General features: G+C 59.3%; 10 protein-coding genes, 1 tRNA gene and 1 pseudogene. 9 read left to right on the forward strand and 3 right to left on the reverse strand.

Going from position 1 to position 10,142, the window contains the following annotated elements:
- The first annotated feature begins 13 nt into the window (after window positions 1–13).
- From HX830_RS24795 to HX830_RS24810, 4 genes are all read left to right on the forward strand, one after another.
- Window positions 14–769, forward strand: a complete 756-nt coding sequence (locus tag HX830_RS24795; protein WP_103498927.1) for an ABC transporter substrate-binding protein — start codon at window positions 14–16, stop codon at window positions 767–769.
- Window positions 770–835: 66 nt separating this feature from the next.
- Window positions 836–1,528 carry an ABC transporter permease gene (locus HX830_RS24800; RefSeq protein WP_177103203.1) on the forward strand — a complete coding sequence of 231 codons (693 nt, stop codon included), beginning with the start codon at window positions 836–838 and terminating at the stop codon, window positions 1,526–1,528.
- Complete coding sequence (locus HX830_RS24805; protein ID WP_103498929.1) at window positions 1,528–2,217, forward strand: ABC transporter permease; 690 nt, start codon at window positions 1,528–1,530, stop codon at window positions 2,215–2,217. Before HX830_RS24800 ends, HX830_RS24805 begins: the two co-directional genes overlap by 1 nt.
- Window positions 2,218–2,414: 197 nt before the next feature.
- A complete protein-coding gene (locus HX830_RS24810) occupies window positions 2,415–3,626 on the forward strand; it encodes a methyltransferase (protein WP_177103205.1) in 1,212 nt (403 codons plus the stop codon).
- Window positions 3,627–3,927: 301 nt separating this feature from the next.
- Here the strand turns inward: HX830_RS24810 and HX830_RS24815 are convergent, their stop codons facing one another.
- Genes HX830_RS24815 through HX830_RS24825 form a run of 3 tightly spaced genes read right to left on the reverse strand, consistent with a single transcriptional unit; the run spans window position 3,928 to window position 5,499 of the window.
- Window positions 3,928–4,584, reverse strand: coding sequence for an FMN-dependent NADH-azoreductase (locus HX830_RS24815; RefSeq protein WP_177103207.1), 657 nt, complete (start codon window positions 4,582–4,584; stop codon window positions 3,928–3,930).
- Window positions 4,581–5,033 carry a GNAT family N-acetyltransferase gene (locus HX830_RS24820; RefSeq protein WP_177103209.1) on the reverse strand — a complete coding sequence of 151 codons (453 nt, stop codon included), beginning with the start codon at window positions 5,031–5,033 and terminating at the stop codon, window positions 4,581–4,583. The genes HX830_RS24815 and HX830_RS24820 overlap by 4 nt, the downstream gene beginning before the upstream one ends.
- Window positions 5,023–5,499, reverse strand: a complete 477-nt coding sequence (locus HX830_RS24825) for a carboxymuconolactone decarboxylase family protein (RefSeq protein WP_177103211.1) — start codon at window positions 5,497–5,499, stop codon at window positions 5,023–5,025. Before HX830_RS24825 ends, HX830_RS24820 begins: the two co-directional genes overlap by 11 nt.
- A gap of 166 nt (window positions 5,500–5,665) precedes the next feature.
- Between HX830_RS24825 and pdxR the strand changes: the two genes are divergently transcribed.
- From pdxR to HX830_RS24850, 5 genes and pseudogenes are all read left to right on the forward strand, one after another.
- Window positions 5,666–7,084: a MocR-like pyridoxine biosynthesis transcription factor PdxR gene (gene pdxR / locus HX830_RS24830; protein ID WP_177103212.1), complete on the forward strand. Its 1,419-nt coding sequence runs from the start codon at window positions 5,666–5,668 to the stop codon at window positions 7,082–7,084.
- Window positions 7,085–7,188: 104 nt separating this feature from the next.
- A tRNA-Thr gene (locus HX830_RS24835) sits at window positions 7,189–7,264 on the forward strand.
- 256 nt (window positions 7,265–7,520) lie between these two features.
- Entirely contained in the window at window positions 7,521–8,510 is a 990-nt protein-coding gene (locus tag HX830_RS24840) for an Abi family protein (RefSeq protein ID WP_177103213.1), read from the forward strand.
- A 780-nt stretch (window positions 8,511–9,290) separates the two neighbouring features.
- Window positions 9,291–9,653: a hypothetical protein gene (locus HX830_RS24845; protein WP_177103214.1), complete on the forward strand. Its 363-nt coding sequence runs from the start codon at window positions 9,291–9,293 to the stop codon at window positions 9,651–9,653.
- A gap of 235 nt (window positions 9,654–9,888) precedes the next feature.
- Window positions 9,889–10,122, forward strand: a pseudogene (locus HX830_RS24850) (phage portal protein); the annotation flags it as partial.
- Window positions 10,123–10,142: the final 20 nt, after the last annotated feature.

The raw sequence follows: 10,142 nt of genomic DNA on the forward strand, positions 1-10,142 counted from the left end.
CGGAGCAACACGTATGCAGACCTACAAAAAATTCCTCCTGGCCGCTGCCGTCTCCATGGCCTTCAGCGCCAGTGCCTTTGCCGAAACCCTGAAAATGGGTATCGAGGCCGCCTACCCGCCGTTCAACAACAAGGATGCCAGCGGCCAGGTCGTGGGCTTCGACAAGGACATCGGCGACGCCCTGTGCGCCAAGATGAAGGTCGAGTGCACGGTCGTGACCTCCGACTGGGACGGGATCATTCCGGCCCTGCAGACCAAGAAGTTCGACTTCCTGATCTCCTCGATGTCGATCACCGAAGAACGCAAGCAGGCGGTCGACTTCACCGACCCCTACTACTCCAACAAGCTGCAATTCATCGCGGCCAAGAAAGACGCCGATTTCAAGACCGACAAGGATTCGCTCAAGGGCAAGATCATCGGCGCCCAGCGCGCGACCCTGGCCGGCAGCTGGCTGGATGACCACCTGGGCGACGACGTCACCATCAAGCTCTACGACACCCAGGAAAACGCCTACCTCGACCTGCAGGCCGGGCGCCTGGATGCCATCCTGGCGGACAAATACGTCAACTATGAATGGCTGAAAAGCGAAGCCGGCAAGCCTTACGAGTTCAAGGGCAACCCGGTCGAAGAAAGCGACAAGATCGGCATCGCCGTGCGCAAGAAGGACGACGAACTGCGTGAGAAGCTGAACGCCGCGCTGAAAGAAATCATCGCCGACGGTACTTACAAGAAGATCAACGACAAGTACTTCCCGTTCAGCATCCTCTGACCTGCCCCGATGGCCGGCACCTCAACGCAAGGTGTCGGCTGTCCCTGGTAAAGCCTGCCTCTGCCCATGAATATCGACCTCTATGGATTCGGCCCGGCGCTCGCCGCCGGCGCGCTGATGACCGTCAAGCTTGCGCTCTGTGCCCTGTGCCTGGGACTGCTGCTCGGGCTGCTCGGCGCCTTGGCCAAGACTTCACCGTACAAACCGCTGCAATGGCTGGGGGGCGCCTATTCGACCCTGGTTCGCGGCATACCGGAACTGCTCTGGGTGCTGCTGATGTACTACGGCACCGTCACTTTGATGAGCGCCCTGGGCGAGGCATTCGGTAATCCCGAACTGGCCTTGAACCCGTTCGCCGCCGGGGTGATCGCCCTGGGCCTGTGCTTTGGCGCCTACGCCACGGAAGTGTTTCGTGGCGCGATTTTGGCGATTCCCAAGGGGCATCGGGAAGCGGGGGTTGCCCTGGGCCTGTCCAAGGTGCGGATCTTCACCCGGCTGATCATGCCGCAGATGTGGCGCATCGCCCTGCCGGGCCTGGGCAACCTGTTCATGATCCTGATGAAGGACACCGCGCTGGTGTCGGTGATCAGCCTGGAAGAAATCATGCGCCAGGCGCAGAACGCGGTGCTGTTCAGCAAGTTGCCGTTCACCTTCTACCTGGTGGCGGCCTTTATGTACCTGGGGCTGACCGTCCTGGCCATGACCGGCATGCATTTCCTGGAAAAACGTGCCGCTCGCGGTTTTGTGAGGACCACATAATGGAATGGGAAGTCATCTTCAAATGGCTGCCGAAGTTCTTCCAGGGCGCGGTACTGACCCTGGAACTGGTGGGTATCGCCGTGGTGCTGGGGTTGATCCTGGCGGTGCCGCTGGGTATCGCCCGGGCGTCGAAGCTCTGGTATGTGCGATCCCTGCCCTACGCCTACATCTTCTTTTTCCGCGGGACGCCGCTGCTGGTGCAACTGTTCCTGGTGTATTACGGCCTGGCGCAGTTCGATGCGATTCGCGAGAGCTTTATGTGGCCTTACCTGCGCAACCCGTTCTGGTGTGCGACGGCGACCATGACGCTGCACACCACCGCGTATATCGCTGAGATCCTGCGCGGTGCGATCCAGGCTATTCCGCCGGGGGAGATCGAAGCGGCACGGGCGCTGGGGATGTCGCGGGCCAAGGCGATGGTCTACATCATTCTGCCGCGCGCGGCGCGGATCGGCTTGCCGGCTTATAGCAACGAAGTGATCCTGATGCTCAAGGCCAGCTCGCTGGCGAGCACCGTGACACTGCTGGAACTGACCGGCATGACCCGGACCATCATTGCGCGCAACTACCTGACGGTGGATATGTTCTTCACCGCGGGGGTGTTCTACCTGGTGATCTCGTTCCTGCTGGTGCAGGCGTTCAAGCAGGTGGAGCGCTGGATGCGGGTGGATGCCTGTCAGGGGCGGTGACTTGAAGGGCGCGGGGGACTTAAAATCCCCTGTGCCCAGCCCCTAAGGTTTTTGGTGGCTTCAAGGGCCTCTTCGCGGGCAAGCTCCGCTCCCACAATGTATTCGCGTCGTACCTGAGTCTTGAGCACAACTGAAAAACCTGTGGGAGCGGAGCTTGCCCGCGAAGACGCCAGCCTAGCCACCCCGGAACCCGCAGCATGCCCATCATCCTAAAAGGCCCCGCCCTGCAAACCCGTTTCAAGGCCTTGGACGCATTCCTCACGGCACACCGACACCTCTGGCGCCCACGCCCCTTCACCCACCTGCATCTGCCGTGGGAAACCCAACACCCGGAACTCGCCACCTGGCTACGCCAACGCAGCCTCGACGATGCCGAAGCCAGCCACAACCACCCGGAACACCTCGCCGCCCCCGCGCCGTTTCCCGCGTTGGCTGCCGAATCCCAGGCACTGGCTACTGTCGGAACACTCCCCGACAGCGCCCTGCCCCCTGCCAATCACCGCCTGAACGTCGACGTCCCCGGGCGCAAATGGCAACAGATAGAAGCCTTCGCCAGCCGCCTGGACTTCGCCCAATCGCCCACCCACTGGCTAGATTGGTGCTCCGGCAAAGGCCACCTGGGCCGCCGTCTACTACAACCCGGCCAACACCTGACCTGCCTGGAATACGACCCGGCCCTGATCGCCAGCGGCCAGCAGCTCAGCCAGCACCACCACCTGCCGGCCCAACACCTGCAACAAGACGTCCTAGCGCCTGATGCCGCCGCCCGCCTGAACGCCGAGCACACCCCGGTCGCCCTCCACGCCTGCGGTGACCTCCACGTACGCCTGATGCAACTCGCCAGCCACGCCGGCTGCCGCCAACTGGCGATCGCCCCTTGCTGCTACAACCGCATCAGCGCCGCGAACTACCAGCCTTTATCCGCCGCAGCCCAGGCCTCAACCCTGCATCTATCCCTGGACGACCTCGCCCTGCCCCTGAGCGAAACCGTCACCGCCGGTGCCCGGGTCCGCCGCCAGCGTGACACCTCCATGGCCCGGCGCCTGGCCTTCGACCTGTTGCAGCGCCGTCTGCGGCAAACCGACGACTACCTGCCAACCCCCTCGCTACCCAGCGCCTGGCTCGATAAACCCTTCGCCGATTACTGCCGCGACCTGGCCGCGCTCAAGGAGTTATCCACAGTCGGCGAGCAGAATTGGGCGGAATTGGAAGCGACAGGCTGGCAACGACTGGCGCAAGTGCGCAACCTGGAACTGCTACGCGGACTGTTCCGCCGCCCGCTGGAACTCTGGCTGGTGCTGGACCGCGCGCTGTTCCTCGAAGAGCAAGGCTATGCGGTACGCCTGGGTTTATTTTGCGAAGGCCCGTTGACGCCGCGCAATCTTATGCTACTGGCAGAGCGCCATTGACCGCCCTGGTGCACGACGCAGCCTGTGGATAAGTCTGTTGATGCTTTTCCCGAAGACGCCCTGAAAACACCGCCTACAGAGCAAAAAGCTGACTGATCATTTTTTGTTCACAAAATAAAGCACCGGAAAAACAGATAGTTGCAGCGTGATGAGAACGCGTCCACAAAATTGCATTCCCGGCGCGCCAACCACCAGTCACTTGTGCATAAGCGTTTTAGTCAACAGATATAAGCGCCTTTTTCCACATTCCGAAAACGCCACAACCCCCTGTAGGAGCTGGCTTGCCGGCGATAGCGTCGGCTCAGGCGATGCAAGACTCACTGGCCTCATCGCCAGCAAGCGGGCTCCAACAGGTTCTCGTATTAGCCTGAAGCCCCCTCAGCAATGCCTCCCGAGCGGCCAACACAGCTTGCTCAACCGCCTCACCACCACGGACAGTGCCCTCCAGATAGATAAACGTCAGCTGATGAATGCCGATGGAATTGAGGATCGCCTTTAAATAAGGCGTGAGAAAGTCCGGCTGACGAGCCTGTTCGCCCTGAATCAAGCCCCCGGAACTGACCAGCACAAAGGTCGGGCGATCCTTGAGCAGACCAAACTTCTCTCCCGCACTGTTCACCCCGAAACTGCGTTGAATACGTACCACATGATCAATCCACAGCTTCATGGCGGCGGGCAGCGTGAAGTTGTGGAGCGGCGTGCACAGCACCAGCAGATCGCTGGTCTCGAGCTCGACGATCTGCCGCTCGGACGCATGGATCGCCACGTTTTCCATGCCAGCCACCGAAGTCACGGCCGTCGCGTAGTCGCTGGTCAAGGCGGGCAAGGGTTCAGCGCCCAGTTGGCGATCCATGAGCGTGCTGATGCCCGGCCAGTCGCCCAGCACGTCAGCGGCCAAACGATAAACCCGAGCCGCCTTGCCATGGGGGCTGAAATTCAACAACAGGGCGCGGCTCATACCGCTCTCCCCGTACTGAGATCCTGGGAAAAGTGCATACCTTTAGCCAACAACCCCTGACGAAAATAGAAACGTTGCGCCAACGGCATATGCATCCCTGTGTCGAGCACCAGATAGCGATAACCCAAGGCCCGCGTGTGACGGCGCACCTCCTCCAACAGCCCGGCGCCCAGCTCGCGACGCTGTTGCGAAGCCGTCACCACCAGATCATCGACATAGACGAAGCGCCCATACAGGGTGTTCTCCGTCACCCGAAAGCCGGCCAGGCCGATCACCTGCCCGTGCTCGCGCAGCGCCAACAGGCGAAAGCCCTGCTCGCCCTGACGGAAAACCTGCTCAACAAAGGAATCCGCATCGGTCAGATGCGGCCGCAGCTCCTGCATCACCGCAAAACATTCGCGGCACTGGGCTTTGCTTTCGACCAGCGCGTATTCGAGATCATTGCCCATGGGACGTTTCCCCATGCTGGCGCACGCTGGCCGGCACCAAGCGAAAACTGACGCCGACGCGGTTAAGGGCGTTCATCAGGGCGATTGCCAGGGTCAGGTCGGCCACTTCCTTTTCGCCGAACACAGTGGAAACGGCCTGGAAGTCTTCGTCCGGCACGTCGGTTGCGTGCACCCGGGTCACGCTTTCGGCCCAGGCCAGGGCGGCGCATTCACGGCGGTCGAACAACGCACCGCCTTCGCGCCAGACCGGCACCAGCAGTACCTTGTCGAGGCTCACGCCCAGCTTGATCAGGTCCCGGGAATGCTGGCTGATGCAGAAGGCGCAGCCATTGATCTGCGAAACCCGCAGGTACACCAGGTCAATCAGGTGCGGTTCAAGCCCGCAGCTTTGCAGATAGCTTTTAACGCCGAACAGCGCTTTGTAGCCCAGGGGTGCGGCGTCGAGGTAATTGAGACGTTGAGTCATGGTTGGCTCCCGTTTGAGATGGGTGAAATCATGGGTTGCAGTCTGCGGTGCGTTGAAACCAGCCGACAGGGCCAAGATCGCGCAAGCCGTTTGGGACATGAGCGCTACTGAATCGGGCCAGCCATGGGGTTAAACTGCGTCCGTTCTGCATGACCACGGAAACCCCATGCCCATTACCAAAGCCGCCACTGAACCGGGGTTGCCCAAATACCTGGTGGTCTATCGACGCATTCGTAGCGCTATCGATGAAGGTCAATTGCGGCCCGGTGATCGCGTGCCTTCGGTGCGCGCCCTGGCGGCAGAACTCAATCTGGCGCGGGGCACCGTCGAGGCGGCTTATGAGCTGCTGATCAGCGAGGGTTACCTGACGGCGCGTGGTCAGGCCGGGACGGTCATTGCCCTCGATCTGCCGGTGACAGCGGTCCCGAGCCCAGCAACGGAAACCGTCGAATCGCCCGAACAGGATCAACCGCTGCCCCTGCAAATGGGGCTTCCGGCACTGGATGCTTTTCCGCGAAAACTCTGGAGCCGACTGATCACCCAGCGTGCCCGGCAAACCGATATTGCCGGTCTGGGCTTCAGCGACCCGAGAGGCTACGCGCCGCTGCGCTCGGCCATTGCCACGTACCTGGGGTTGTATCGAGGCGTGCAGTGCACGCCGGACCAGGTGTTTATCTGCACCGGTTACAACGCCGTACTTGAGCTGGTCTGCGAAAGCCTGGAAATGGAAGGTCAGGATTGCTGGTTCGAGGACCCCGGTTATGTGCATGCGCGGCAGATACTGCTCAATCGCGGTGTGCAACTGGTGCCGGTGCCGGTGGATGCCGACGGTCTGCGGGTGGAGCACGGTATCCGCCTGAATCCGACGGCGCGACTGGCAGTGGTCACCCCGGCTCATCAAAGCCCGTTGGGCGTAGCGTTGAGCCCGGAGCGGCGCAAGGCGCTGCTGGATTGGGCGCAGGTGCAGTCGAGCTGGGTACTGGAAGACGACTATGACAGCGAGTTTCGCTATCGAGGCCGCCCGCTTCCCGCGCTGAAGAGCCAGGATGTGCATGATCGCGTGTTGTACGCCGGGACCTTCAGCAAGATGCTGTTTCCAGGGTTGCGGCTGGCGTATCTGGTGGTTCCGAGGGAACAGGTTGAGCGTTTTGAACAGGTCGCCCGGCTGTGGCGCAATCGCTGCCCGGAACTGTTGCAAGCGACGGTCAGCGACTTTCTGAGTCAGGGTCACTTCACCCGGCACCTGAAGAAGATGCGCCAGTTGTACAGCGCGCGCCGGGCATTGCTGGTCAAGGCGTTGGAAGAGGTGGGCAGCGGGATATTGAAGGTCGACCCGCAGGCTGGGGGCATTAATCTGCTGGTGCGGGTGTTGATTGATGTGCCGGATGTCCGCATAGCCAAGCAAGCGCGGGCGGCGGGATTATCGATTGAGCCTCTATCGCGCTGGCAGGTGGTTTCTGGGCAGGAAGGCGGGTTGCTGATGACCTTTACCAACGTGGCATCGGCCGAGCAGGCGGCTGAAATAGCGGACCGGTTGCTGATGGCGATCGAGGCGGCGCGGTCGGTGGATCAGGACAAAGCCTAGGGTCGCCAGTGTGGGCGAATCACGAGAACGTCGCCTTCGCAAAAATAGTCAGATATCAGGGGTTTACAGAACCTCGCCAATCGCTATAATCGTCGCCCTAACACGCCGGTATAGCTCAGTTGGTAGAGCAACTGACTTGTAATCAGTAGGTCCCGGGTTCGACTCCTGGTGCCGGCACCATACATCAAAGCCCCGCAATGCGGGGCTTTGGCGTTTCTGGACCTTTATTTTTGTGTTTTCAAAAAGCTGAAAACGTCCACAAAGTGTCCACACTCAAAAAATCCAAGGTACCTACCCGTTACAATTTCACATCAACGCGACGTTGACGGGCTCTGACGCCTACCTATAATGCACCCCAACACACCCGCCAAGCCTAGGTTGACCCGCAGTCAGCAAGCTCAAATCGTGCGGGTTTTTTTTGCCTGGAGAAAACTACATGAGGCCCTTCAACAAGCCGGCCCTCAGCGTAGAACAGCAATTGGAACTGTTGAAGCAACGAGGCCTGCACGTCACCAATGATGATCGGGCCATGCGCTTTCTCGAAGTGGTAACGCTGTTTCGCCTGAGCCCCTACATGCGTCCCTTTCAGAACCCGGATCCCGAACACACCTTCAAGCCCGGTAGTACCCTGAAAGCCGTGGTGGACATCTATCGCTTCGATGGTTCGTTGCGACGCATAACGATGGATGCCATCGAGCGTGTCGAAGTTGCCATCAGAGCATCGATCAGCAATCACATGTGCCCAAAATATGGGCCTGACTGGATAGCTGACTCCTCAGTTTTTTCCTCGTCATACTCGCACTCTGACTTGCTACGCCCCCTACGAGATCAGTTGAACAAGGAGCGGAGCAGACTCCGCCGCGAGATTGATCGCATAAAAAACGGTCGACATATCGATGGCGTTCACCAACAGCGTATTGAAAATCGCATTCGCGATAACTATTTCCGATTCTACGGGGCGACTTATACCCATCCTGAGCTACCGCCCGCCTGGGCTGTTCTGGAAGAGCTCAGCCTTGGGACGGTCTCTACCCTATTCACCGCCATAGGCAAAAGCGCTGACAAAAAAGCGATCGCTAGCAGATTCAAACTGCCCTTCGAGGTATTGGCCTCCTGGCTGCACACCTTGACCTTCATCCGGAACTGCTGTGCCCACCATTCACGGTTATGGAACCGAGAACTTTCGATTCGACCGTCCTTGCCCAAAGAGTGGGTGATTCCACATATACCTGGCGACGGCCCTCAACCAAAGCAACGCCTGTACATCGTATTGACGATGCTGGCCTATCTAACCGACCTGATCAGCCCAGACAGCCAATGGAAGCTTCGCCTTGCTGAAGTCATGGACCAGCGAGAGTTTGGGAGTTTGAGACTCATGGGGTTTCCAAATAACTGGAAACGTCAGCAGCAATGGCACCTTGAGTAACGAAGCCAGTAAATAGATTACTTTTCTCATAAACAAAAAAAACCGCCAAAAAGGCGGGTTCCTTCGTTGTTTCGTCTGTCCTCGGGGGGAGGCTTGCGCCCGCGTTTCCCGTGGCTCGTGACAAAACTATAAGGATCCACACTCGTCACGTCAACGCAGCCTGCCGTTGACCAGATCATCAGCTTGCTTAAAAATGCTCGCCGAGGACTGCAACTGCGCATCTTTGGGCATGGGCTCCAGTATCGCCCCTCCAAAACCTCGGCAGCAGAGAACTGGCGCTCTCTGAAGTAGTGACGATCATGCTTTGGTCGGATTCTGAACCCACGGCCAGCAATGGTCCGGAGCTAAAGAATCGCTGCGACTACTCCTCGACAACATTTTAGAAGGCGCTCATCGAGCGCCTTTTTTCGGTAGAAATATCCTTTCAGCCCGGCCTTCGGTGGGGACGCCTCCCAAGGCGGCATGACGAGAAATGGCCTTCCAAAAAAACTAATATTTCCTACGTGTTTTGGTCGTGGGAGAATGTTGTGTGCGCTCGCTGCTGGGTCTACATTCCTGTAGTCGCTGCAAATTCAGCGATGCGGGTTTCGCAGCCCGGCGGTTTCTGTTGGCGCACAGCGCCGCGTAAGCGGCTTTTTCATGTCTGCGTTATGGCGGGCTGTGCGCAGGAGGCTTATGCCTGCCGGTGGTCCAACAGACCGGTCTGCGAACCTGCGTACAGTTCGCCACCCTTGTATCGCAGCAAGAGTGGAGATCTCCTTAACCTGTTGGAGATTCACCATGGCTAAGAAAATTACCCCCGATCCACCTCCCGTTTCCAACGGTCCTGTGAAATCAACGCGACCGGATGCGGCCCGCCTGCTCGATACCCTCGGTCTAACCCTCTCTAAAACCATCGATTACGATGACCCGTTCAGACCTACGATTTTTGCCATCCAGCCAGGCGTCCACGCTCAAGACGCGCTGACCTACGTTTCGAAATTGCTCGCAGTCGCCGAACTGAATGGAGACGAAATCAGCCTGCACACGAATCCGGTGGAACGCTCTCTGTTCTGGGGCATGCTTCACTCGGTAGAGATGGCGAGGGCTGTGGTGGATGCGCTGCTTGAGGGGTCGACCTCAGACCATCACGCATCACCGTAGACGACCGTTCGTTTGATCGAACTGGCACAGGCGGCGGTTGGGTTCCAGATCAGCAGGTATGGCCCGCAGCACGCAGGAAGTACCACCTCCAGTAGCAGCCACCGTTCTCGGTGGCTGCCGCTTTTTGCAAGCACCATTTAAATCCCTTCACCATTCACCGCGACCTCCGAGGCGTCAGTCCAAGTATGGCTTCCAGAAAGGCGGAAAATAAATCGGCCCCTTTTTCTCGAAGTACCAGATTGCCGGGAGCAAGGGCGTCGGGAATTTTCGGTCGTTGTTCGTGAACATTCCGGGTGGGAGCGACAAGGCGATTCAGATTATCCCGGTGGGGGATATTGCGACGAAGGACGAGTTCGAGCGGGTGAAGAACATCACTCGTAACGACGTGATCGCCGCGTGGCGGATGAACCCGGCGCTGGCCGGGGTGATGCCGGAAAATGCGGCGGGGTTTGGGGATATTGAAAAAATCGTAAGCGCGCCATGAAACCC

The organism is Pseudomonas gingeri (assembly GCF_013385425.1).
In the GTDB taxonomy this organism is placed as follows: domain Bacteria; phylum Pseudomonadota; class Gammaproteobacteria; order Pseudomonadales; family Pseudomonadaceae; genus Aquipseudomonas; species Aquipseudomonas gingeri_D.

What these genes read in the sequence shown, in the direction of transcription:
- HX830_RS24795 (WP_103498927.1), top strand. Translation starts at nt 14, where the DNA reads ATGCAGACCTACAAAAAATTCCTCCTGGCCGCTGCCGTCTCCATGGCC.
- HX830_RS24800 (WP_177103203.1), top strand. Translation starts at nt 836, where the DNA reads ATGAATATCGACCTCTATGGATTCGGCCCGGCGCTCGCCGCCGGCGCG.
- HX830_RS24805 (WP_103498929.1), top strand. Translation starts at nt 1,528, where the DNA reads ATGGAATGGGAAGTCATCTTCAAATGGCTGCCGAAGTTCTTCCAGGGC.
- HX830_RS24810 (WP_177103205.1), top strand. Translation starts at nt 2,415, where the DNA reads ATGCCCATCATCCTAAAAGGCCCCGCCCTGCAAACCCGTTTCAAGGCC.
- HX830_RS24815 (WP_177103207.1), bottom strand. Translation starts at nt 4,584, where the DNA reads ATGAGCCGCGCCCTGTTGTTGAATTTCAGCCCCCATGGCAAGGCGGCT.
- HX830_RS24820 (WP_177103209.1), bottom strand. Translation starts at nt 5,033, where the DNA reads ATGGGCAATGATCTCGAATACGCGCTGGTCGAAAGCAAAGCCCAGTGC.
- HX830_RS24825 (WP_177103211.1), bottom strand. Translation starts at nt 5,499, where the DNA reads ATGACTCAACGTCTCAATTACCTCGACGCCGCACCCCTGGGCTACAAA.
- pdxR (WP_177103212.1), top strand. Translation starts at nt 5,666, where the DNA reads ATGCCCATTACCAAAGCCGCCACTGAACCGGGGTTGCCCAAATACCTG.
- HX830_RS24840 (WP_177103213.1), top strand. Translation starts at nt 7,521, where the DNA reads ATGAGGCCCTTCAACAAGCCGGCCCTCAGCGTAGAACAGCAATTGGAA.
- HX830_RS24845 (WP_177103214.1), top strand. Translation starts at nt 9,291, where the DNA reads ATGGCTAAGAAAATTACCCCCGATCCACCTCCCGTTTCCAACGGTCCT.